Source organism: Bradyrhizobium sp. CIR18, from assembly GCF_014198295.1.
In the GTDB taxonomy this organism is placed as follows: domain Bacteria; phylum Pseudomonadota; class Alphaproteobacteria; order Rhizobiales; family Xanthobacteraceae; genus Bradyrhizobium.
In genome coordinates, this window is the sequence record NZ_JACIHF010000014.1 from 1 (window position 1) to 23,753 (window position 23,753).

Annotated in this window: 19 protein-coding genes; 6 read left to right on the forward strand and 13 right to left on the reverse strand. The window is 65.7% G+C overall.

The window, feature by feature from the left end; genetic code table 11:
• Positions 1-168: 168 nt before the first annotated feature.
• From GGD65_RS31225 to GGD65_RS31235, 3 genes are all read right to left on the reverse strand, one after another.
• On the reverse strand, positions 169-1,356 hold the full coding sequence (locus GGD65_RS31225) for an alanine--glyoxylate aminotransferase family protein (protein WP_183237774.1): 1,188 nt from the start codon (positions 1,354-1,356) through the stop codon (positions 169-171).
• Positions 1,357-1,463: 107 nt separating this feature from the next.
• The gene (locus GGD65_RS31230; RefSeq protein WP_179739741.1) at positions 1,464-2,189 is read right to left on the reverse strand and encodes a thermonuclease family protein; all 726 of its coding nucleotides are present in this window, start codon (positions 2,187-2,189) and stop codon (positions 1,464-1,466) included.
• A 237-nt stretch (positions 2,190-2,426) separates the two neighbouring features.
• The gene (locus tag GGD65_RS31235; RefSeq protein ID WP_183237775.1) at positions 2,427-4,157 is read right to left on the reverse strand and encodes a hypothetical protein; all 1,731 of its coding nucleotides are present in this window, start codon (positions 4,155-4,157) and stop codon (positions 2,427-2,429) included.
• A 422-nt stretch (positions 4,158-4,579) separates the two neighbouring features.
• Between GGD65_RS31235 and GGD65_RS31240 the strand changes: the two genes are divergently transcribed.
• Entirely contained in the window at positions 4,580-5,428 is an 849-nt protein-coding gene (locus GGD65_RS31240) for a caspase family protein (RefSeq protein WP_018321598.1), read from the forward strand.
• 129 nt (positions 5,429-5,557) lie between these two features.
• Here the strand turns inward: GGD65_RS31240 and GGD65_RS31245 are convergent, their stop codons facing one another.
• From GGD65_RS31245 to GGD65_RS31260, 5 genes are all read right to left on the reverse strand, one after another.
• Positions 5,558-6,448 carry an efflux RND transporter periplasmic adaptor subunit gene (locus tag GGD65_RS31245; protein ID WP_183237776.1) on the reverse strand — a complete coding sequence of 297 codons (891 nt, stop codon included), beginning with the start codon at positions 6,446-6,448 and terminating at the stop codon, positions 5,558-5,560.
• 253 nt (positions 6,449-6,701) lie between these two features.
• Positions 6,702-6,872 carry a hypothetical protein gene (locus tag GGD65_RS31250; protein ID WP_018321596.1) on the reverse strand — a complete coding sequence of 57 codons (171 nt, stop codon included), beginning with the start codon at positions 6,870-6,872 and terminating at the stop codon, positions 6,702-6,704.
• Between the two features lie 71 nt (positions 6,873-6,943).
• Complete coding sequence (locus GGD65_RS31255) at positions 6,944-8,086, reverse strand: lactonase family protein (protein ID WP_183237777.1); 1,143 nt, start codon at positions 8,084-8,086, stop codon at positions 6,944-6,946.
• A gap of 127 nt (positions 8,087-8,213) precedes the next feature.
• Complete coding sequence (locus tag GGD65_RS40840) at positions 8,214-8,345, reverse strand: hypothetical protein (protein WP_256375113.1); 132 nt, start codon at positions 8,343-8,345, stop codon at positions 8,214-8,216.
• Between the two features lie 81 nt (positions 8,346-8,426).
• A complete protein-coding gene (locus GGD65_RS31260) occupies positions 8,427-8,636 on the reverse strand; it encodes a hypothetical protein (RefSeq protein ID WP_183237778.1) in 210 nt (69 codons plus the stop codon).
• Positions 8,637-8,767: 131 nt separating this feature from the next.
• Here GGD65_RS31260 and GGD65_RS40845 point away from each other — a divergent pair, with 131 nt between their 5' ends.
• Positions 8,768-8,890 carry a hypothetical protein gene (locus GGD65_RS40845; RefSeq protein WP_256375112.1) on the forward strand — a complete coding sequence of 41 codons (123 nt, stop codon included), beginning with the start codon at positions 8,768-8,770 and terminating at the stop codon, positions 8,888-8,890.
• Positions 8,891-9,026: 136 nt separating this feature from the next.
• Entirely contained in the window at positions 9,027-9,599 is a 573-nt protein-coding gene (locus GGD65_RS31265; protein WP_183237779.1) for a hypothetical protein, read from the forward strand.
• 63 nt (positions 9,600-9,662) lie between these two features.
• On the opposite strand, the gene GGD65_RS31270 is transcribed toward GGD65_RS31265, so the two are convergent.
• Together GGD65_RS31270 and GGD65_RS31275 are read right to left on the reverse strand one after the other, a co-directional pair.
• The gene (locus GGD65_RS31270) at positions 9,663-12,326 is read right to left on the reverse strand and encodes an EAL domain-containing protein (RefSeq protein ID WP_183237780.1); all 2,664 of its coding nucleotides are present in this window, start codon (positions 12,324-12,326) and stop codon (positions 9,663-9,665) included.
• A gap of 231 nt (positions 12,327-12,557) precedes the next feature.
• Positions 12,558-13,277: a hypothetical protein gene (locus GGD65_RS31275; RefSeq protein WP_409362773.1), complete on the reverse strand. Its 720-nt coding sequence runs from the start codon at positions 13,275-13,277 to the stop codon at positions 12,558-12,560.
• Between the two features lie 179 nt (positions 13,278-13,456).
• Here GGD65_RS31275 and GGD65_RS31280 point away from each other — a divergent pair, with 179 nt between their 5' ends.
• Entirely contained in the window at positions 13,457-14,509 is a 1,053-nt protein-coding gene (locus GGD65_RS31280) for a LysM peptidoglycan-binding domain-containing protein (protein WP_183237781.1), read from the forward strand.
• Positions 14,510-14,698: 189 nt separating this feature from the next.
• Positions 14,699-15,997: a Spy/CpxP family protein refolding chaperone gene (locus GGD65_RS31285; protein ID WP_183237782.1), complete on the forward strand. Its 1,299-nt coding sequence runs from the start codon at positions 14,699-14,701 to the stop codon at positions 15,995-15,997.
• Here the strand turns inward: GGD65_RS31285 and GGD65_RS31290 are convergent, their stop codons facing one another.
• The 3 genes from GGD65_RS31290 to GGD65_RS31300 all read right to left on the reverse strand — a co-directional run bounded on the left by GGD65_RS31290 (position 15,998) and on the right by GGD65_RS31300 (position 22,750).
• Positions 15,998-16,825 (reverse strand): hypothetical protein, encoded by an 828-nt coding sequence (locus GGD65_RS31290; RefSeq protein WP_210317397.1) that lies wholly within the window; start codon positions 16,823-16,825, stop codon positions 15,998-16,000.
• Between the two features lie 1,159 nt (positions 16,826-17,984).
• Positions 17,985-20,432 carry an adenylate/guanylate cyclase domain-containing protein gene (locus GGD65_RS31295; protein WP_183237784.1) on the reverse strand — a complete coding sequence of 816 codons (2,448 nt, stop codon included), beginning with the start codon at positions 20,430-20,432 and terminating at the stop codon, positions 17,985-17,987.
• 251 nt (positions 20,433-20,683) lie between these two features.
• Entirely contained in the window at positions 20,684-22,750 is a 2,067-nt protein-coding gene (locus tag GGD65_RS31300) for an AsmA family protein (RefSeq protein ID WP_183237785.1), read from the reverse strand.
• A 245-nt stretch (positions 22,751-22,995) separates the two neighbouring features.
• Between GGD65_RS31300 and GGD65_RS31305 the strand changes: the two genes are divergently transcribed.
• Positions 22,996-23,670 (forward strand): Crp/Fnr family transcriptional regulator, encoded by a 675-nt coding sequence (locus GGD65_RS31305; RefSeq protein ID WP_018321583.1) that lies wholly within the window; start codon positions 22,996-22,998, stop codon positions 23,668-23,670.
• Positions 23,671-23,753: the final 83 nt, after the last annotated feature.

Consider the following 23,753-nt stretch of genomic DNA (forward strand, 5'->3'; position numbering starts at 1 on the left):
GCTTCCACAAAGCTCGGCTGTCCTGTCCGCTTCACCGCCATCGTCATTCCCCCAAGGCTTTGCCCTAGGGAATCACAACTGGCGAATTACGCAACGGCCCACAAGGGGAGAAGGAAGAAAGGAGCGCTGCGTTCGCAGGGACGACAGTGGCGTTTGTGGCTGGCGCCTCTACACCGCCACCTCTTCCCCGAGATACGCGACCGCCGCTTCCAGTCCGCCCTTGCCGTGCGGGATCTTCAGGGCGTTCAGGCCAATCTCGATCACCCCTAACGTGCCGAGCAACATCGGCGCGTTGACGTGGCCCATATGGGCGATGCGGAAGGCTTGGCCCGAGAGGTCGCCGATGCCGGTGCCGAGCACCACGCCGCACTTGTCCTTGCAATAGCGTTGCAGCACCGCGGGATCGTGGCCGTTGCTCATGGTCACCGTGGTCACGGTGTTGGAGCGCTCGTTGGCCTCCGCCACGTTGAAGCCGAGCACCTGGCCTTCCGACCATGCGCCAACCGCGCGGCGTGCGGCTTCGCCGAGCAGGCTGTGGCGGCGGAAGGCGTTCTCGAGGCCTTCCTCGTGCAGCATGTCGATCGCCTTGCGCAAAGCGAACAAGAGATGCACCGGCGCGGTGCCGGCGTATTTACGATAATTCTCGGTGCCCTCGCGCTCGCTCCAGCTCCAATAGGGCGTCGACATGTCGGCCTTCTTGTGCACCTCGAGCGCACGCGCATTGGCGGCGACGAAGCCAAGGCCAGGCGGCGTCATCAGGCCCTTCTGCGAGCCCGACATCGCAACATCGATGCCCCATTTGTCCATCTCGAACGGCATGCAGCCGAGCGAGGCGACAGTGTCGACCATGTACAGCGCCGGATGGCCGCTCGCCTTGATCGCCTTGCCGATCGCCTCGATGTCGTTCTGCACGCCCGAGGCCGTATCGACCTGGACCACGACGACGGCCTTGATGGTGTGCTCCTTGTCGCGCCGCAGGCGCTCCTCGACCTCGTGCGGCCGCACTGCGCGGCGCCAGTCGCCCTTGAGCACCTCGACCTCGGCGCCCATCAGCGCTGCCGCATTGCCCCAGCCGATCGCGAAGCGCCCGCTCTCCAGCACCAGCACCTTGTCGCCGCGCGACAGCACGTTGCTCAGCGCCGCTTCCCAGGCGCCGTGGCCGTTGGCGATGTAGATGTAGGACTTGCCCTTGGTCGCAAACAGTTTCGAGATGTCACTGAGCAGACTCTCGGTCAGGTCGAGCATCTCCTTGGAGTAGATGTCGATCGCCGGACGGTGCATTGCCCGCAGCACCTCGTCGGGCATCGTGGTGGGCCCGGGGATGGCCAGAAATTCCCGGCCCGCGCGAACGGTCATTGCTGTTGGTCCTTGTTGCTTGAGAACGGACTGGTGGGTTTGCTGATTCACGTTTTACGCGCCGTGGACCCCCAAGAAAAGCACGCAAAGCGCAGGTCTGGGGGCTCTCATCTCTTGGTCTCGCGGCAGCCGGCGGCTTCCGCCTCCTCGACCGAGCAGAACCAGCGAGTGCCCTTGCTGATCTTCATCTTGATCTGGGTGTACCAGCGGCTGGTCGGCTGGTGAAAGATGCACTCGCCGGCGCTGTTGACGTTGCCCTTGATGGTGCAGTCCGGGGAAGGCGCCACCGGTCCCGAGGCCGAGGCGAGCAGCACCGCATGCGCCCCGTCGGGCGGCTTGGTGGCGCCGAGGATGGCGGTCTTCTTGTTGCGGACGCGCCAGTCCCAGGGCGCGATGAAGGCGCCCTGCCACATCCCGGCTTTCGCCTCGCGCGCAGCGGCCTCGTCGGGCTCGTAGTCCTTGGAGATGCGGGTGTAGGCAAGCGCCCAGCCGCTGCGCACCAACCATTTCTGGATGTCCTCGCCGCCGACCTCGCAGCGCGCCACAGTGCGGCCGCGCCGGTCGATTGAACGGGTGTGGCAGACCCAGCTCTTGCCCTCGGCATATTTGGCGAGCTCGTCGCGCGCCGCGACGCCGCAGGTCCAGCGCTCGCTTTTGGTGTTCAGGCAGAGCTGGTCGACCGCAGGCGCGTCGATGCCGCCGAGCCGGATCCGCGTGTTGCCGATCACGACGGCATCGCCGGCGCGGACCTTGGCCATGCCGGTGATGTCGGTGGCCTCAGCCAGCGAGGGCAGGGCGAGCAAGGACAGCGCAATCAGGATTTTTCGCAGCATGCCGGTCCGCGTGTGATGAAAATCTCGATAGATCGCGCAATTGTGGTCGGCTTTTGGCCGTCGGGCCAGCGTATGCCTAACAGATAGGCTTTCAACTTCCCGTCATTGGTCGAAGGTCCCGTAGGGTGGGCAAAGCGAAAGCGTGCCCACGATGTCTTTCGTGGCGAGAGATCGTGGGCACGGCGCGAAGAGCGCGCCTTTGCCCACCCTACGAGATCTGCGTCCCGGGCACGAAACCTACCCCCGCCCCGTCATCGCCCGTTTCGCCACCGCCAGCCCCATCAGCACGAAGGCCGACGTCACCTCCGGGCCGCCCACCAAAATCCGCGTCGGCGTCTTCATCTTGTTCCACTCATAGGCGCGGAACGGGCCGCGGCGGCCGCCCTCACCGAGCCCAGCCACGATCACGTTCAGCGCCGGCGCGAAGGCGCGCGGGTCGGCGCCGAGATGGCCGAGCGCGATCAGTGCCAGCGCCGCATCGAACACGTTCATCTCCGCGGCCATCAGCTCGCCCTTGACGTAGGAGAGCACGCGATGGCGGATGAAGTCGAAATCGCCGGCGGGATCGATCGCGGCCTGCGCGGCCAGCGGCAGCGCCAGGAACGCCGCATAGCAGCGGCCGAAATAGGCGCTGTAGAGCTCGGGCAGATAGTAAATGTGCGAGCGCGGATTGGCGAAGGCGCCGCTCGCCGCCAGCCGCTTCTGGAAGCCGATGATGCGATGCACCGTGGCGAGCCGCGACGGCGTCTCCAGGACCTTCCAGCGCGCGAGGTTGCGAAAGCTCACCTCGAGAATGTCGAGATTGAGCGTCGGATCGAGATCGTTGCCATAGGGACGCTCGCCCTTGAGGTTGTCGATCCAGGTCGCGACGCCGCCGTCATAGTCGATATTGTCATTGAGCGGCACGGTCACGCGCGGTTCGTTGACGCCGGCGCGCACCTGGTAGCCGGCGTAGAAATCCAGCAGCGGCTGGTCGATGATCTCATCAAGGCAGCCGGCCTGCGTCGCAGCGGAGATCGAGCAGGCCGTGGTGTCGCAATCCGGCACGTAAACGCCGAAGCCGAGATCCTGCTTGATCTGCGCGAAGTAACGGGAAAAGCGCGGATGCGGCGGAGGCGCCAGCGCGGTGACGACGTTGAAGCGCGCGCCGTCGATGCCCTCGACCTCCTCGCGGCTGATGTTGACGCAAAAATTCACCATGTCGGCGATGGCGCGTTCGGCCGCAATCTTGTCGGCCTGGGAGGCGAGTCCGGTCTCGCCATAGCTGAGCAGCGCCTCGATGAAGAACGCATCGTAATAGGCCGAGCGGTGGCGGATCTGCACCGGTTCCCACATTGGCTCGGCGATCCCTCGCCAGGGTGGATTGACGACGGCCCGGGCTGGCGAGCGCGCGATGAAGACGCGGGCGAGGTTGAACAGCAGCGAGGAATTCTTGTAGCCGCGCGCATTGAGGCCCGTGAGCGCCATGATCAGCTCGCGGCCGCGAAAATCGGGATCGCCAATCAGGTTGAAGGCGGCGTAGGTCGGCAGGAAGCCGTTCTTGCGGTAGGAGCCGAGCAGATGCTGCGCGCAGTCGCGGATCACGCCGTCGATCTGCGACTCTGGCGGCGCGGAGCCGGTGAACATGGCCGGCGGCGGCTTGGGATGGTCGAGCGCGATGCTGTCGACGAGATCGGCGACCGGCTGGCCGACCGCCGCCCAATCGGGCTCGGCCTCGTCGCGGGCGCGAACCAGCGCTTGGCGCAGCGCCGTCAGCCTGGCCTCGTCACGCAGCTCGGGCAGCCCGGCCCGCCGCAGCAGCACCCGCAACGCCGGATTGCCGAGCGCGGTCTTGTAGAATTTGGCCAGATGCGGATCGCCGCTGGCCGTAACCGACAATACGGGGTCGCAGACGTCGTAAAGCGAGGGGCCGTCCTTCCGGGCGGTCAGCGCCCGGCAGGCGGCGCCGGCAAAATAATGAAGGCTCATGAAATACCTGGTCGCGGGGCCTTGGTCGGGGGCCGGCACGCTCCCATCTGCGCGCCGCCCCCTTGCCAAGTCGTTGAAAAGGCTACCCGGATTCGCAGGAAATACAAATGTGATGGAGGTCACGGAAAAAGCCGGCACGAAGGCTGCATGATCGAGGCTCGAAATGGGTGCCAGGGGGCAAAAACGCACAAATCTGGCTCGGAGAATTCACGAACATCTTCAGTCGTTTAGCTCAATTTTTGGGCAATCTATTGCCGGGGAGGCGATATCCGGTTAAGGGTTTGTTTGGTGCGGCGCCGCAAATTGCGCGCAATTCGGGGGCACATCCCCGGCCAATCCCTCAAACCTAAAGACGCTATCGCGCTACTCAAACAGTGTGCGCGCGCTTGGCTGGTCTTTGGCACTGACAGGAATGAAGCGAGATGAATGTTAGGCAGCTCGACATTTCCCGACGCACGATCGCGTTGGCCGCGGCCCTCATCGGCACGGTGTCGCTCGTGATCGGCGCCCATGCTGCTCTGAACATGCGCGCGATCGACGCCGCCAAGGCCGTCTCGACCGACCAGATCACGGGCTCGATCGCCCAGACCTCGCGCCTCGCCCTCGTCATCGGCAATGGACATTATCCCGACGCCAGCGCGCCGCTGACGCAGTCTATCAACGACGCCCGCGCGCTCTCCTCGTCCCTGCGCAAGAACGGTTTTGACGTCGACATGGTGGAAGACGCGACCAAGGACGACATGGTCCGCGCCGTCAATCGCCTGAAGTCCCGGATCAAGCGCGACACCGTCGTCATGCTGTTCTTCGGCGGCTACGGCGTGCAGGCGGGACGCGAGAGCTACATGCTGCCGGTCGATGCGGTGATCTGGAAGGAAAGCGACGTCCGCCGCCAGGGCGTCTCGATCGACGGCGTGATCGACATGATGAAGGAGCAGGGCGCCAAGGCCAAGCTCGTCGTCGTCGATGCCTCTCGCCGTAACCCTTACGAGCGTCGCTTCCGCTCCTACAGCCACGGCCTCGCGCCGATCAACGCGTCCGACAATGCGCTGATCCTGTCCTCGGCTTCGCCCGGCAAGGTCGTCGACGACGGCAAGGGCGAGCACAGCGTGCTGGTCAGCGAGTTCCTGAACAACCTCAGTGCAAAGGGCAGCGCCGAAAGCGTCTTCAACAAGACCCGCGTCGCCATCTCCCGCGCCAGCGAAGGCGACCAGGTCCCGACCGTCTCCTCCTCGCTGCTCGAAGACGTCCATTTCGGCGAAGCCGGCGGCTAGTTTTTTCGAGGGCGCGCGAGCTCTCGTAGGGTGGGCAAAGGCGCAAAGCGCCGTGCCCACCATTTTTCTCCGTCATTTCGATAGAAGACGTGGGCACGCTTCGCTTTGCCCACCCTACGAGACCGCCGGCTACTTCGCTGCTTCCGCGGCCATCACCGGGCGTACCGGATCGCCTTCGCGCAGCAGCGCGCCGGCGCGGGCGACGACGACATCGCCGTCGTTGAGGCCGTCGCGGACCTCGATATTGCCGCCCGACATCAATCCGACCTCGACACGCTTGGTCTCGACCCGGTTGCGGCGGATCACCTGCACCACGGTGCCGGCGGATGAATATTGCACGGCGGTCAGCGGCACCGCGACATTGCAGCTCTGCCCGGTCTTGATCAGCGCGCGTCCGCTCGCCTTCAGCAGCAGACGCTTCTGCGAGGAGATGCCGATATAGACCATGCCCTGCTGGATGTTCGGCTCCACGGTCGGGCCGATGCGGCGCACCTTGCCGTCGATGTCGCCGGCGCCGGCGATCCGCACGGTCGCCGGCTGATTGACCGCGAGCTTGCGCATATCGGTGGTCGCCACCAGACCGACGAGATCGTATTCGCTGCGCGCGACGATCGTGAACAGCGCCTCGCCCTTGGCCGAGGCGAAGTTGCCGATCTGGGCGGTCGACGTCGCGATCACGCCCGCCACCGGCGCGGTGACCTGCAGCGTGCCGCCCTCGGGCAGCGCCAGCCGTGCCAGCACCTGGCCGGCGGTGGTGGTGTCGCCGGCTTCCGCCAGCACGTCGGTGACCTTCAGGCCCGGACGCTCGGGCCGCACCGACGTTTCCTCCCGCGCGATGATCGTGCCGGTGGCCTCGACGATGTCGGAGAAGCAGGACTTTGCGACTTTCAGCACCGTGACCGCCGGCCCCTTGGGCGCGTCGTCATCGGCGGCTCGGGCCGGATATGGACCGAGGATGAGCATGCCGGCGACGGCTGCGGGACACAGGCTTCGAGCAACGGCACGGGGCAAATGACGCATCGGAAATTCCACGGGTTCTATGCCTCCAATCGATAGCAGATGGCAGGGCTGCGGACTACGGCAGCGTTGTCCCAAAAAGGAAGGCCACGCCACCGCGGGCCGACGCAGCAAGTCTTTGATTAGTCGCGGGATTGGAGAACAGGTTCGCATTCCCGGGCGGCGCGCCGCGGGTCGGCACTATTCGAAAGTGCCGTCGATCACGGTCCTCTCATCGGTCAACGGCACAGGTCGCGGCGCGGCCGTAAACGGCCCGTCAGCCGCGGCGCTCACCCAGCAGCTTGCCGTTGGCCCGGTCGATCAAATGCAGGCGCGTGCAGGCCGGACAGGACACCGACACATGCGTGCGGTCGGCCGGCTCGTCGCCGAGCCGATGCTGCACGTTCATGCCGGTCTGCGGGCATTTGAAGACGATCTGACGGTCCATGACCGATGATATGACGACAAGGCGCGCTTTCCGAAATTACGGATGATTACGTAGGTCGGCGGCGGCGCCCCTCACGGCAGGTTCAGGAACTCCACCCAGTTCGGCTTTTTGCCGGTGGGGTAGGATTTCAGCTTGGCAAGCGCGCCGCTGCCCTGGTCGATCGCATAGACCGTCATGCTGTCGGAGAGCTCGCCGACCGCGGCGAGGTAGCGCCCCGTCGGATCGATGTGGAAGCCGCGCGGCTGCTTCTCGGTCGGCACGCTGCCGATTGTGGTCAGCTTGCCGCTGGCCGCATCGACCTTGTAGGCGGTGAGCGTGTTGGTGGTGCGCTCGGAGGCGTAGAGGAAGCGGCCGTCCGGAGTGATGTGGATGTCGGCGGCCCAAGGCTTCTTAGCAGACTCTTTTCCGTTAAAGCCCTCCGGCAGTGCGGTGGTGCGCTGGATCTCGTCCCAGGCGCCGCTCCTGGCCTCGTAGGTGAACGCGGCGACGTCGCCGTTCAACTCGTGGATCAGATAGACGAACTTACCATTGGGATGGAATACGAAGTGCCGCGGGCCCGATTTCTCCGGCACCTTGTGGGCTGGCGGATCGCTCGGCGTCAGCGTACCGGCCGTGGCATCGAACGCGAAGGCCAGCACCTGGTCGGAGCCGAGATTGGTCGCGAACGCGAAGCGATTGTCGGGCGAGGGCAGGAAGGCGTGCGCGTTCAGCCCGGTCGGGATCACCTGTTTCGGCTCGCCGGCGACACCGTTGGCGGAAAGCGGATTCAGCGCGACCTTGTTGCCGCCATAGGAGGCGCTGAACAGGAACTTGCCGCTGCGGTCGATCGCGATGTTGGCCATGCTGTCGGCGAGCGGGCCGCTGCCGATAGGGCTGAGCTGGCCCGTCTTGGGATCGATCGCAAAGCTGACCGCGAGGTACGGCTGCGAGCGGACACCGGCGATCAGCACGCGGTGGTCGGGCGTGATCGCGAGCGGCGTCGACGAGCCGGGCTTGTCGACGCCCTTGAAGGCGGCCGTCTGCACCGGAATCATCTCGCCGCTCTCGGTCATCTTGAACACGCTGATGTCGTTGCTGTCGGCGTTGCCGACATAGGCGAAGGTCTCGGCCATGCCGGCGTGGACTCCAGAAATGAGAGTGAGGGCTGCGAACAGGGTGGTGGCGATTGCAGCGCGTGGTGCTTTGGATGCGATGCGTCGGGTCGGTCTCAACATGGGCTCCTCCTGAGGGCCGGTCGCGGCCTTGTCGTTTTGCCGGCGAGGATAGCGGGCGGCGCGCCGCCGCACCAAATTCCAGTTGGGATTGATCGATGCCGAAATTGTATCGGTCGCCGGGGAGGGACTACCGCATCGCCGCGGTCCGGGAGGGCAGATGCGGGCTGGACGGATGAGCGGGTGGTCCGAGCACGGCCCAGACCGCGACCGCAACCAGAGCGGACGTCAGGATGGTCCAGGCGATGAGCCGTTTCCGCATCTGGTCGAATCCGTCGCTGTCATGAAGTCGCGGGGCACCCGGAATCGTGCACTGCAAACCGCGGCAATCCTATGAACTCGTTCACAGGCGAAAACGGCAGGCGCAAGGCGAACCAATGCCGCGCGAGCGCATTGAACCGGCATGCCCCGTGAAAACGATCTCGAAGGTAAGCCCGACATGGGCGGCAAACATGGCGGTCAAGCCGGCCAGCCCAAGTCGCCGCCGCGCCCACACCAAGGCGAACACGATGAGGACGTCGTGGCAAAGCGCCACACCGGCCAAACCGATCACGCCTCGCCGCCGACCAAATCAAAATAGCGCCTCGCCGCGCGGCCGTGCCGCGCCGCGCGTCGGGAACGGCGGCATCGCTGTGCCGTTACCCCGGTCCCGCGGGCGTGACAGATCAAAACGGAGGCTGGCTCGTGTTTTGGATTTATTGGAACACCGCCTGGTCGCTGATCATCAGCGGCATCATGGTCGCCACCATCGTCAGCCACCCCGACGCAGAGTTCGTCGAGATCACCGCGGCAAAACAGAAGCTCTGAGCCCGCGCCAGGCGTCGTCGGCGATGACCGCCTGTGACCCTTTGCGGACGCCTTGAAGCCTTGTCTCGATTGGCTTGTTCAGCTTCAATCGCCGGCGCCGGCTTTGGTCCGGCTTGGATGTGCCAGGGGAAATTGAATGAGCCCATCCGCACCCATCAGCGCCGCCGACGCGATCAGCACGTACGTCTTTGCAAAGGATGGCAATCGACCGCAGATGATGAGGGACGCCTTTGCCTCAGACTGCGAATTGGAGATGGTCGTAAAGACCGACGCCATCTCATTCCCAAGCTCCGCAAAAGGGCTGGAGCAAGTTACCGAAGTACTGGTGACGAGCTTCGGCGATCAATACCAGAACGTCCGGACTTTTTGCCTCTCCCGTCCGACCTCACAGCAGCTACCGCGTTTCCGTTGCGATTGGCTCGTCGGGATGTCGGCAAGGCAAGGCGGTGCGGTTCGCGTCGGCTGCGGACGCTATGACTGGCGCTTCGGTTCCGGCCATGACGGCCGCGTCGAGAAGCTCGCGATCGAAATCGAAGTCATGAGTGTACTTCCAGCCGAGATGTCGAAGCCGATCATGCAATGGCTCGCGGCCTTGCCGTATCCCTGGTGTTCAAACGCCCAGGCCTGCGAGAGTATTCCAGCCATTGACGCCTTGGGACCGATCAAGCACTTCCTCACGGTAACGAGCGAGGCAAACCAGCAGTCATGAGTTGTTGAGCAGGGGTGCGGCTCATCAAGTCCGGATTTGGCCTTAAAGCCAGACGTGGCGCCGCTAAGCCGCAACCGCCTGCGTCGCCAGCAGCTGCTTCAATTTCGCCGCCGGCACGGCCGGGCTGAACAGCCAGCCCTGCATCTGGCTGCAGCCGAGCTGGCGCAGCACCTCGCGCTGAGCTTCGGTCTCGACGCCTTCGGCGGTCGTCGCCATGTGGCGCGCGGCGGCCATGTGCACCACGGCCTGCACGATCGGCGAGGAATCTTCGGACTGACCGATGTCGCTGATGAAGCTGCGGTCGATCTTGATCTTGTCGAACGGGAAGCGGTGCAGATAGCTCAGCGACGAATAGCCGGTGCCGAAATCGTCGAGCGCGATACGCACGCCGAGCTCGCGCAACTGCTGCAGGATCGTCAGCGCCTCCTCGTCGTCGCGGATCAGCACGGTCTCGGTGATCTCGAGCTCGAGCCGTCCGGGCGCAAGTCCGGACTCCGCGAGCGCGGCCGCGACCTTCAGCGCCAGCGTCCGCGTGCGGAACTGGACCGGCGAGACGTTGACGGCGATGTGAATCTGGCCGGGCCAGGAGGCGGCCTCACGGCAGGCCTGCTTCAGCACCCACTCGCCGATCTCCCCGATCAGTCCGGTGTCTTCGGCGACGGGAATGAAGTCCGCGGGCGAGACCATGCCGCGCTCGGGATGACGCCAGCGCAGCAGCGCCTCGCAGCCGGTCACGACATTGGCCGCGAGATCGACCAGCGGCTGGTAGTGCACCTCGAACTCGCCGCGAGCCAGCGCCTGACGCAGATCGAGCTCGAGCTGACGGCGCAGCCTCGCCTTGGCGTCGTATTCCGGCGTGAAGATGCGGTAGGTGCGGCGCCCCTCCGATTTCGCCGCGTACATCGCAAGATCGGCGCGCTTGAGCAGGTCGTCGAGATTGTCGCCGTGGTCGGGCGCGATCGCGATGCCGATGCTGGCATCGGTCGGGATGTCCTGGCCCTTGCAGTCCACCGGCGCGCGCAACGCCTTGAGGATATCTTCCGCCAGCGCCGACAGCTCGGCCGGATCGCGAGTACCGGCCTTGACGATGGCAAACTCGTCGCCGCCGAGCCGCGCGACGAGGTCGTTGCCGGAAACGCAGGCGCGCAGCCGGTTCGCCACCTGCCGCAGCAACTCGTCGCCGACCTCGTGTCCGAGCGAATCGTTGACGCCCTTGAACTCGTCGACGTCGATATAGAGGATGGCGAACGGCTTGTTCTGGCTGAGCTCGGCGACGCGCCGCTCCAGATGACCGCGCAGCAGCACGCGGTTGGGCAGGTCGGTCAGCGCGTCGTAATGCGCCATATGGGCGATGCGCTCGTCGGCGCGGATGCGGGCGGTGACGTCGTCGTGGGTCGCGAGCCAGCCGCCGGCGGCGCCGGGCTGGTTCTTGATCTCGACCAGGCGGCCATCCGCGGTCTCCACGATGGCGCTCTGGGTGCGCCCGATATGGCTCAGAATGTCGTTGCAATAGGTCTCGACGTCGCCGTGGAACGAGCCGGTGTCATGGCGGTGCCGGATCACGTCTCGGAAAGTGGCGCCGGGCTTCACCACTTCAGGGGACAAGCCGTACATCTCGATATAGCGCCGGTTGCAGACGATCAGCCGCTCGTCCTGATCGAACATCAGGAGCCCTTGCGTCATCGTGTTCATCGCGGTGTCGAGCCGCTGTTTCTCCAGCGAGAGCCGGTGCGTCACCTGGCGGAAGATCAGGAACAGCGTGAGCACCAGCAGGCTGATCGACAGCACGGCGATGGTGACGAAGAATTTCGTTTGCGTGCGCCAGGTCGCAAGCGTCGCATCCAGCGACTTCGTCGCGACCACGACCAGCGGCTCGCCGGCGAGCAGGCGCGAGGCGACGATGCGGTCCTTGCCGTCGATCGGGCTGGCGATCTGCATCGAGACGAAGGTGCGGTCGAACACCGCCATCTGCTCCGGCGTGCCCTTGCGAAAGTTCTGCCCGATCATCGCATCGACACGCGGAACGCGCGCCAGCAATTGACCGTTCTGGTGGTGCATCGCGATCGAGGATTCCTCGCCGAGCCCGGTCGAGGCGAAGAAGGATTCGAGCTGCTCGGGCGCGATCGCGCGCGAGACCACCCCAAGGAATTCGCCATGCGGGCCGGACACGCGCCGCGCGAACACGATCGCCGGTCCGTTGCCGATCCGGCCGTGCACCATCTCCACGTCCTCCTGCGCGGTCGGATCGTTCTTGAGGCGGTTGAAATAGCCGCGGTCCGCGACCGAGACGTCGGCGACCGGCCAGCGCCGCGACGAGTTGATCAGCATGCCCCTGGCATCGAACACATTGGCGCCGGCAACATCGGCCCAGCCGCTGGCTTTCGCACGCAGCACCTCGTGCATGGCGAGCGTGCCCATCTCGCTGCGGAAGACGTCGGCGGATTCGATGCCGCGGCTCTCGAGCTCGGTGATGATGCTCTTCTGCAGCACCGCGAAATCCTCGAACTCGCGGTCGAAATGCCGGGCCAGCAGGCGCACGGTGTTTTCAAGGCTGTCGCGGCCGCTCTCGATCGCATTCTGCCGGAAGCGGTCGACGGTGAGCGCGGTGCCGATTGCGGTCGCGGCCATCAGCACGAAGCCGCCGACGATCAGCCATGTCAGTGGCGCTCCCCGCCAGCGACGGAGCAGCGCGCGCATGCGCGCGGTGCATCGGATCGATGTGCCCATGCAGCCCTCCCGTGGGATGCAAGGTGCAGCAAAACCGACAAGACCCCGTTACCAGCGAAGGTTAGGGAACTATGAATCGGAACGGAATCAGTGGGTTGGTTCCATCGATCGCGGAAGCTGCCGTAGGGTGGGCAAAGGCGCGCTCTTCGCGCCGTGCCCACGACCCCTATCCGCATCATCCAACGTGATCGGTGGGCACGCTACCCTTTGCCCACCCTACGAGGCCATCATTCACCGCTTGATCTCCCAGTTCAGCGCTTCCGCGTTGCCCTTGGCGAACATCTTGGGGACATCGAACCGGCCGGTCTTGAGGTCATAGCGGCATTTCCAGTCCGCGAGCCCTTTCACGGCGACGTTCTTCGGATGCTTGTCCATTTCGCCCGACAGCGAGATCAGCAGGTAGCGGTTGTTGGGCCAGTCGACGCCGAGCCAGCGATAGGCAGTTTCGGTGCCCTTCATCAGATTGGCCGAGATATGGTAGTCGAGCTTCATCTTCTTCGTGTCGGCACGGCTGTGGAAATAGGCCCAAGCGAGATCGCTGAGTGATTGTTTCGTCGCGCTGACGAAGGCGCCGTTCTCGACATGATAGAGAAACAGATCCTGCGAGCCTGAGCCGGTCTTCTGCATCCGCACCAGCCATTGCGAGTCGCTGGTGAAGCGGAAGCCCGCGCCGTAGCCCTGCTCCGGCTTCAGCTCCGTCATCTGGTCGCCGCGTCGCGCCCAGACCTGCCATTTGACCTCGAACAGGTCTTCACTGTCCTTCATGTATTGCTCGAGCCTGGTGGCACCGTCAGGCGAGGTGAAGGCGAGGTCGGCATTGTCGGTGAGGACGAAGCCCGGCGGCGGGCCGGAGGCTGCGAGCGCTGGGGAAGCTGTGAGCGTCAGGGCAAGCGCCAGCCCGAGGGCCAGACCGAGCGCCAGATTTGGGGCGGAACGGCAAAATGCGGTCACGGGAAAATTCCTCAAAAAATGCCGCGATTCAGTCTCGCGTGATTTGACGCCAGCGGGGTGGCACCGGTTCATCCCTGAGTGCGGGGACGGCGGTCTCATCCCATCGACCGTCTTGCTGCCGCAGCCAATTCGGCGCACCTTGCCCCCTCGGCTGATTTGCCATCCAAGGTTCTTTTCCGATGATGACCGCATCCAAGGCCTTCATTGCTCTTTGCCTGCTCGCCCTGGTCGGCACCGTGCTGGTGATCGGCCCGACCGAGCTGCGCCGCCTGCTGCCGGACGGGACCAAGACCGTCGTCGCAGCCACGCCCGAGGCCAAGGTCGAACCCAAGGTCGAGGCCAAGGCCGAACTCAAGCCGGCCCCGAAACCGGAAGAACCCAAACCGGAACAGCCAAAGCTTGCCGCCGCCACGCCGCCTGCGCCCGCGCCAGCCCCCGAGCCGAAGGCGGCCGGGCTGGCCGAGACCCAGAAGCAGGTCACGGCCGCGCTCGCCGATCTCGCACCGGTCAAGCCGCCGCCGGCGGTCGCCGACGCCGGCCCCCGTTTCGACGTCGCCCGCGTCGACGATCACGGCGAGGCCGCGGTGATCGCGGGCCAGGCCGCGCCGGGGGCAAAGGTCGAGCTGCTGCGCGACGGCAAGCCGCTCGATACGGTTGTCGCCGACGCTTCGGGCCAGTTCGTGATGACCCCGCCGCAGCTTCCCGCCGGCTCCTATGAATTGACGCTCCGCGCCAGGGCGCCGGATGGCACGGTCACGCAGTCCAGCCGGACCATGCCGGTGACCATCGCCGAGGTGGCGCCGCCGCCCGCGCGTCCGGCGCCGGTCGCGAGGCAAGACGTGAGGCAAGATACGAAGCAGGCCGAGAAGCCGGACGACAAATCGGATGTCGTGGCATCCCTGCCGTCGGCCTCGCCGCACCCCGCCTCGGCATCCGACAGGCCCGCGGCCCGGCCGAGGCTGGGCGGCGCGCCGAAGCCCCGGGTCATGGCGAGGGCGCCAGCGGCGACGACCGTTGCATCTGCCTCGCCGGCGGACGCCCTCAGCGTTGCGCCGGCAGAGACAGGCAGCCGGGTGATCTCCCGCGGCGACAGCCTGTGGGCACTCAGCCGGCTCGCCTATGGCGACGGCGCCCGCTACGCCGTGATCTTCAAGGCCAACCGCGACAAGATCCACAATCCCAATCTGATCTATCCCGGCCAGACGTTTGTGATGCCGCAAAAGGCGGAGTGAGGGGGCGGTCTTGCTCTTCCTCTCCCGCTTGCGGGTGAGGAAGCCGAGCGCCGATCCTGCACCACAAGGCAATTGCCCAGCCTGGGAGATCAACCGCGACGCTTTGCCCTGTATCCCCAAGGAACATTTGGTTCCCCGGCGCGTCATCTCAATGCGACGCAGTGCGCGCTTGGCTGGGAGGAGGCCGAATTGGTCAGGTCAGCGGTCGTGTCAGGACGCGTGGGACTGGCGCTGGCGGGCGCGACCATCCTGATTGCGGCCGTGCTGCTGCCCGGTAAGGCTGAAGCGCAGTTCGGATTGCGTGGCGGCCCGCTTGGGGTCGCACGGTTCGCCGTCGGCCACATGATCGGCATGTCGCGCTTGCGCCATTCCCGCATGGTGGTGCGGGGCGGCCGATACCGCTCCGCCGCGTTGAGATCACAAGATCCGCGCGGGGCCGAGCGCGGCCAGCCAGCCAACCCTTACGTCCTGCGCGCGGCGCTCACCGCGCAAGCCGCGCTTTCAGGCTGGCAGGGCGGTCGCCGCCCGCAGGGCTGGTGGCGTCATCCCGACGGCAGCTACGGCTGGGTCGGGCCGGTGTTCTGGCCGTTCGCGCATGACGACCTCACCAATGCCGTGATCTTCGGCGATGCGACCAGCCTCTCGCTCTATGGCTATGGCGACATCTACGCTGCGATCTTTGCGCCCTACGCGGCCGCCGAGCTGGCCGCCTACACCGCGCCGCAGGGCAAACGCGCGCGCCGAATTCCGTCGGCGCAGAACGTTTGCGATGCCAGCGATCCCCCCGGCTTTCCGGTGGATCGCATCGCCGCCACCGTGCAGCCCAACGAATTGCAACGCACCGCGCTCGACGAGCTCGTAAATGCCTGGAGCGAAGCCCGCGACAGCATCCGTGCCGCCTGCCCATCGCAAGTGCCCGCGACCGCGGCGGAGCGCCTCGGCCTGATGCGCGAGCGGCTCGAGGCCATGATCAAGGCAACTGATGCGATCGCGCCGCCGCTGGCGAAGTTTACCAGGTCGCTCGATGACGATCAGAAGGCCCGGCTCAACGCTCTCGGCAATGAGCGCCGTGCCGCGCTCGCGGCCATGCAGCGCAAAGATACGAGCAAGGATGCGCAGGCCTCAAACGCCTGCGACCCCGACAGCGATCCGCGCTATGACGAGAAGCTGCAGCGGCAGTACGAGCAGCTCGTGCAGCAGCAATGGCCCGCGGGCGACATTGCCACCACGCTCCGCCTCGACGAGACCGCCCGCGCCCGCTTCGAGGTGCTGCAGGACACCACGCTGCGCACGATGCAGACGCTGAGCGCCTGCCCGGCGGAAGCCGCTGCGACTCCGCAGGCGCGCCTCACCGCCGCAAAGGCGCGGCTGGAGACGATGCTGCAAGCCGTGAACGGCGTCACCGATGCGCTCGACGATTTCGAGGCTGATCTGAGCGACGAGCAGAAGGCGTGGTTCGAGGCGATCGGGCCGAAGCGGGGAGCATGATCAGTCGCACGCCCAGTCGAACTTCATGTCTTTGAAGTCGAGCTGCGCGTTGCCGCTGCCGAAATTGTAGCCGCCGAAATATTCCTCGAACTCGATGTAGAACGGGCTCATCTCCGGCACCGCCTGGCACGGCCGCATGGTGCCGCCGAGATGGTTGCGGGCGTGGTCCTTGCACCAATCGTGCAGGCGGTAATTGTCGGCGGTCGGGACGCCGCCCTCAAAGTAGTAGGAGGACTGATAGCCGGTCGGCGGGTCGCGCGGAATGTGCGGGTCCTGCGGAGCCTTGCCGGCGTTGGGATCGGTTGCGCGCGGTGTCAGCGCGATCGCGAGGTTCGCGGCCAGCTCGGCACGCGGCGGGCCGGCGAACATCTTCTGCGCGAACGGCGCGGCGGTCTCGAAGAAGGCGCTGGCGCCGCCGATATCGAGCCAGCGCGGCCGGTCGGCCGTCGCCAGCGCAAGCGGCGCCGGCGGTGTCGCGAACGGGCCGTCATATTCGGCCCTGGTCAGCAGCAGCGCAGCATATTCGTAGTCGAGGATATCGGTCATCCGCGACAGCCGGGGATGCGAGGTGCGCGCCTGCACGGCCTCGCGGATTTCAGGATCGTCGGGCGCGCCGCCGTCATTGTGATCGGGCGCGGTGGCAAAGAACGACACTGCGACGATATCCTCGCCATGGACGCGGTAATCCTCCGGCAGCAGCAAGGTGAAGCCGTGCATCAGCGGATAGCCGGTGACGGGATCGAGCGGCCATTGCTCGCTGCTGATGCCCGGCGGCAGGCCAAAGACCCAGCCGTGGTCACGCGCGCGATCGGCGGGACGGTCCAGCATCTGCAGATCATAAGCACGCGAAGGCAAGGCAAGCGCCACAGGTGGTCTCCATTGGAATCGCCTCGCCGTTGAGGCGAGGGTTAGTCGCGGGGAGAAGGGATATGGTTCGGGGAAGGGGATTGTCGGCACCGCCGTCGCCTCACGCTCCGCTGTCGTCCCGGCGAACGCCGGGACCCATAACCACAGGGAGAAGTTTGGCGAAGATGAGGTGTTCGGTACTTCTACCTCACGCAACCGATAGATCACGCGGTATGGGGCCCGGCGTTCGCGGGGACGACCCCGGAAGGGGCCCACTGTCCCCCGCGCCTGACATCGAGCGGATCGACGCCGCAAGTCACCGGGTTTGCTGTAAAGCTCCGCAGGCGGGCCCGAGTACGGCGTGTTGGGTGGTGTTCCCAGTCTCCTCATAACCCATTGATCCGACAACCCCCGTCTACTGTGCATGGGGTTGTTTGCTCGATATCCGAATTTGTCATTCGAATAATCCAAAATTCGCTTTACTGGAAAAACGAAACACCCTATGCTCCCTCCCAACTCATCCCATGGTAAAGGGACGGATCGCGATCGTCAGGGTTCGTGGGATGAGGGGCGGTGGACGCGGGCGGCGTTGGCGCCAGATGCGGTCGCAGGGCGGGGTGTCCCCGTGAGCGATCAGCGGGCGCGTGTACGACGGTGCTTGCCTCGCGTAGGGCAAAATCGTGTGGTCGTGACGCCCGAATATCCGGCGTCAAGTCTTGCAGCGGTGCGCTGGTCCGACCGGACCTGCGCATCCCTCGAAAGCTGCAAGACGACGGTGGCAAAGGGATCGACTCACCGGCGAGAGCGCGACATAAGCCGTTTCAACCACTGCGCAGGGAAGGCCGGGCATTCGGCCGCACCTGTTTCTCCCCTGTGAGCGAATACCACGCACTCATGCACAGGGGTCTTGCGGGTGCCAGCCGGTGCCCGGTCTTCCCTGCGCCCTTCCATTTCGAAGGGTAGCGAGACCTAAGCAAAACCCGGGCGCAATGTGCCGCGGGATCGCGAAATGCTGTCGGTGAGCGATACAAGGGCCTGTAGCCCGGATGGAGCGAAGCGCAATCCGGGACTGCCGTCGCTTGTGGCACGACCCCGGATTTCGCTTCGCTCCATCCGGGCTACACCAGCGCCAACGCCAGCTTTACCCCCTTCGTCGCACCGCCGAGGTATCCACCACGTTCTCGACTTCCTCGCGCCAGTTCAAGATCTCCATCGCGAGCACGGGATGATTGAAACCCTTGAGCTGGAGATCATCGAGGGCGCGCGCTTCGACCCAGGGCTCGACGATGCCGTAGACGCGGCGGCTCACCACGATCTGGTTGGGCTTGGCTTCGCCGCAGAGGCGCGAGGCGAGGTTGGTGACGCTGCCGATCGCGGCATATTCCAGCCGCTGCTCGAAGCCGACCTGGCCGAGCGTGGCATAGCCGACCGCGATGCCGATGCCGAAGCCGAGGCTGTGCCCGCGGTTGCGCCAGCGCTCGGTCAGCGGGCCGATGGTGTCGCGCATCTCCACCGCCATCTTCACGGCGCGTTTGGTGTGGTCCTCGAACTGGATCGGCGCGTTGAACAGGATCATCACGCCGTCGCCGGCATATTTGTCGAGCGTGCCTTCATATTTGAAGATCAGCTTGCCGAGCGCGGCGTGATATTCGCGCAGTACGTTCATCGCCTCTTCCGGCTCGGTCGCCTCCGTGAACGCGGTGAAGCCGCGCAAATCGCAGAACACCACGGTCACCTCGCGGCGCTGGCTGGTGAGCAGCCCTTCCGGGCTGTCGGAGGAGGCGATCAGCTGCGCCACCTGCGGCGCCAGGAAACGCTCCAGCTTGCGGATGCGCTCGATCTCGCCGAGCTGGGTCTTGACACGCTCCTCCAGCGACTTGTTCCAGTTCTTCAGTTGCTCGGTCTGCTCGCGCAGCTTGTCGGCCTGGGCGCGCACGGTCTCGTTCGCCGTCTCCAGGGCGTGGCTCTTGTGGTCGACCTCGGTGAACAGCCGCGCATTGCGCATCGCCAGCACGGCCTGGTTGGCGAAGGTGCGCATCAGGCCGATGATGCTGGCGGCGAACTCGCCGCTCGCGCGGCGCAGCACCACCAGCGAGCCGAGCGTGCCCTGCTGGTCGACCAGCGGCACCACCAGCACCGAGTGGAAGCCGGCCGCGATGGCGACCTCGCGCAGCGGCTGCTCGGCGGCGGCGCCAAGCTCGGCGATCGCGATCGGCTCGCCGCTTTCGGCGGCATCGCTCAGGATGTTCTGGCCTTCGTCGATGGTGACATGGGCGCCGTCGGCGGATTTGTCGATACCGTTGGCCTCGACCAGGTTGAAGCGCCGCGTCTCGGCATCGAAGCCGTAGATCAGCACCGCATCGGCATGGGTGATCTCGATCGCGCGCGCGGCGATCGTCGGCAGCACGGCGTTGAGATCGAGCGAGGAGGCGACGGCGCGGCCGACCTCCTCCAGCACCTTCAGCTCGTTGATCGACTGCGCCAGATCGCGCGTGCGCTCCTCGACCTTGGTCTCCAGGTCCGAATAGGTCTCCTGGATCTGGCCGGCCATGCGGTTGAACTGACCGGCAAGATCTTCCAGCTCGTCCGAGGTGCGCACTTCGATGCGGTGATTGAAATCGCCCTCGCCCAGCCTGTAGGCGCCGTCGCGCAGCGCCGTGATCGGAATGATCATGCGGCGGGCGAGCAGCGTGCCGGCGAGGATCGCGACCATGAGGCCCATGCCGATCAAGAGCGCGATGCGCACCAGCTGGTCGCGGATCGGCGTCAGGGCCTGCGTGGTCGGCTGCTCGAACAGCACGCTCCAGCCGAGTTTCGGCACCGTGCTCGCGGCGCTCATCACCGCATGGCCGTTGAAATCGGTGCCCGAACTGTCGCCCTCATGGCCGGGCGCGATCGCGGCCGCCACCTGCGGCAGCTTCGACAAATCCTTGCCGACATCCGGCCCTTTCGACGACGTCGCCAGCACGCGGCCGCGGGGGTCGACGACATAGGCGAAGGCGGCCTTGCCGACCTGCGCGTCGGACAGGAAGTCGGAGAGAAAGCTGAGGTCGATCTCTGCCACGGTGACGCCGGCATTGAAGCCGGAATGCGCCACCGAGATCGACATGAACGGCGTCCGGTCGGCGAACCAGGCCGGCGCATAGCTGACGCCGCGGGCGACGGTGTCGGTGAAGCGCATGTCGCGGGAGAGGTCGGCATTGCTGCCGGTGGTGGTCGACAAGCGCGAGACGCGCAGCACCTCGCGGCCTTCGCCGTTGAGCTGGAACAGCTGGTTGACGACCGAGACCTGGTGCAGCAGCGATGCGTAGTCGGCACGGCGCTTTTCGAGGGTGTCCTGGCTCGCCCGCGTCACCCAGCTGATCTGGCGATCGAGCTCCGAGATCGACTGCTCGATCCGCCGGGCGGCGGCTTGCGCCTTGTCCTCCAGCCCGTCGGTCAGCTGGGTCTTGGTGGCGCGGTAGGAGATCCAGGTCTCCATCGCGCCGTTGACGGCAAGCACGAACACGACGAGGCCGACGAGGGAGACGACGTATTTGGCGAACAGGCCCTCGCGCAGAAACCGTGTCTTGTCGTTCGCTCCTGCCATCCCGATCCTCTCGCGCCGCCATCGACGCCGGCGCTCACGGGCCATGCAGGCCCTTCCCGGCCGTTCTATCACAATTTGGGCCAAAGGACCGCCGCGCGGGCCGGGGACCGGCCGGCGTGGTTACTCCCTGTGGACGCGGGGGCCGGCGAAAGGCCGGTGAGTTGCCGCAGCCTCATCCGTTCGGAGGAAGCCGGTGGCGGGGAAGCTGATGTAAGGGGATTGCCGTGGAGCTAAGCCCGCCAATCCGCCAATCACCGGTTAAAGAGTTGCCGCAGCACGTCGTTCATTGGCTGACTGTCCTGCTGCGCGACCGGCGGGTCCTCAAGGGCCGGAGCCGCGGGCGAGGACTGCGGCGCGGGCGTGGGGGGCGTTGCCGGCAGGCTGCGGCTGCGGCCACTGCCCGGCGCGGCGCCAGTGCTGCTTCCCGCGCCGCTGGACAGCCCCTGCTGAATCAAATTGCCGATCGCCTCGCCCAGTGGGCCGCCGAGCAGATTGTTCTGGCCCGGCTGCTGGGCTTGCGGATTGGCGTTGCCGGCCGCATTGCCCCCGGGCGCAGTCGTGCCGCCGAGACCAAGGCTGCCCAGAATGTTGCCGAGCCCGGCGCCATCAGGACCGAACAGGCCCTTGCCCATCTCGCGCAGCTTGGCATAGGCGGCATCCGGATTGTCCAGCATGCCGGCCATGTCGGGGTAGATCTTGGGCTGCGACCAACTGCCCTGGATCATCACGGGAATGCCGAAGCCGACCGGCTCATTGGCGCGGCCCTGACCTTCGGTCGTCATCACCAGCTTCGGCTCGACGCGAAAACCCATCATCTTGGTGTCGAGGGCGATGGTGCCCGCGCCGGTGACGCGCACCAGCGGCCCGATCAGGTTGAGATCCGTCGTCACGGCCTGGCCCTTGTCGATGCGGAACGAGGCCGAAAGCTGCGACAGGTCGGTGCTTTGCTCCTGGCCGGCATTCTGGTTGTCCTGCCAGCCGGACAGCGTGCCCGATGTCAGCGAGCGGATCATCTGCGCGACATTGATGCCGCGGATGGCGCCGTCCTGGAAATTGACGAAGGCCGTGCCCTGCATGTTCGCCATCAGCGCGCGCTGGCTGGTGCCCGCGCTGCGAAGAGCGAGCTTGGCCTGCAGCTTGCCGTCGATGCGGTCGAATTCGGCGAGGCCCTGAAGCAGCGGCAGCGCACGCACGCCGACGAGATCGCAATGCATGGCAAAGCTCGGCGCGCCGGTGGTTGCATCGAGGATCACCTCGCCGGAGACCTGGCCGCCATAGGCGCCGAGATTGGCGGTCCCCGCCTTCAGCACGCCGCCGGCGAGCTTCGCATCGAGCGCCAGAGGTGCGATGCGGGCATCGCCGATCACGGCTTCGTTCGCGGAGATCCGCACTTGCGCATCGACATAATTGATCCCGGAGACGTCGATCGGCGCATTGCTCCAGGGCTGCCCGGCGGCGCCCTCCGGCGATTTCGCCAGCGGAATCGCCAGCCGCTGGAAGTCGAGGTCGAGCTTGACCAGCGGCTTGCTGGCAATGTCGACCGAAGCCCAGCCGTTGAATGTGCCATCGCCGAGCCGGCCATTCACGCCGTTGATCATCACGACGTCGCCGTTCATTCGCATCTCGGCATGACCGTTGAGCTGAGACTTCAACACGTCGGGCATGTCGATGGCGAAATCCACCGGGATCGTCGGCCGGTCGGCCGGCGGCGCCGGCGTGGTCGCCTTGATGTCGAACTTGGTCGGGTGGTCGCCGACGCGCGCGGTGCCGGTGATGTTGACCTTGCGGTCGCGGCCGATGGTCGCGTCGGCGTTGATGGCACTGATGCGGCCCTCGACGCGGTCGCGCACGCGCGAGAATGCGACTTCGCCGTCGGTGATCTTGACGCGGTCGATGGTCGCGCCATCCGCGTCGAGCGCGAGTGGCGGCTTCGACGAGCCTCCCGCATTCGGCAGGCGCTCCCGCAGCAGCGGCTGGTAAAGCACCGGATGGGTGACGATCAGCTCGCGGATCTCAGGGCGGCCCGACCACACGCTGGAGAGCGACATGTCGGCCTGCACGCTGTCGATCGTCAGGCGCGTGATGCCGCTGCGATCCCGGGGATCGGCAAGCGAGAGGTCGTTCAGGGTGACGTTCAGCGTCGGCCACAGGCTGATCTTCGTGGTGCCGTCGATCGACAGACGGTAGCCGGTCGCGCTCTCGACGCGCGAGGCGATCGTCGAGGTCAGGAAGCCCGAGGGGATTCCGACCACCAGCAGGAGTGCGATCACGATGATGACGGCGGCCAATGCCGCGCCGGCGAATTTTACTACTCTCATCTCGACTTTCCACTGACGGACAATCGGCGTCGAATCCCGCCGGTTATCCATCCTTCGCGGCCGAGTTTATCCCCGGACGGGAAGCGGCTCCAAGCGCGTAAAAATAGTCAGGGGGTGCTGCAAAGTTATGTGACTTATGACACACTTCCCCGGCGCGGTTTTACGCGATCCTGATGGTGATGGTTTCAAGCGATTTGCCAAGCGTCTGACAAGATGACTGACCAGGACTTCACAAGGACATTGAAATGAGCAAGCAGGCCGAATTTGCGGTCATTTTGAAGATGAACGCGATGTTCGCGGATCTCGGTGCAGACGAGCTCCAGCGGCTGTCCAATCTCTGTCACACCCAGCATCTGGGGAACGGCGAGGTGCTGTTCCAGAAGGGCGATCCTGGCAACGCGCTGTTCGGCGTGCGCCGCGGCCAGGTCCGCATCGAGACAGGTGCCTCCGACGGCAGCCGGCTCACGCTCAATTTCATGGGCCCCGGCGACCTGTTCGGCGAAGTCGCGGTGCTGGACGGCCAGAATCGGACCGCGGATGCGACCGCTGGCGAGGCCAGCGAATTGTTCGTGCTGCGGCGCGAAGATTTCCTCAGCTTCCTCGAGCGCGAGCCGAAGGTCGCGATCAAGATCATCGCATTGCTCTGCCAGCGCATCCGCTGGCAGAGCGAGCGCATGGAGGAATCGATGCTGCAGCCGCTGCCGGTGCGCCTGGCGCGGCGGCTCTGCGCGCTGGCCGCCGATTTCGGTTCCGAGGTGCACATCTCGCAGGAGCAGCTCGGCGTCTTCGTCGGCGCCGCCCGCGAGAGCGTCAACCGCCAGCTCCAGGCCTGGCGCAAGGAAGCGATCCTCGATCTTCAGCGTGGCCGCATCCTGCTCAGGAACATGACCAAGCTGACCGCGATCGCGCGGAACGAGTAGGGCTCAGCCGCACAGCCCGCGAATGCAGGGCTTGCCGGTGCAGACCCAGGGCCGAGTGTGATCCGCGTGAAAGCTATTGGGGT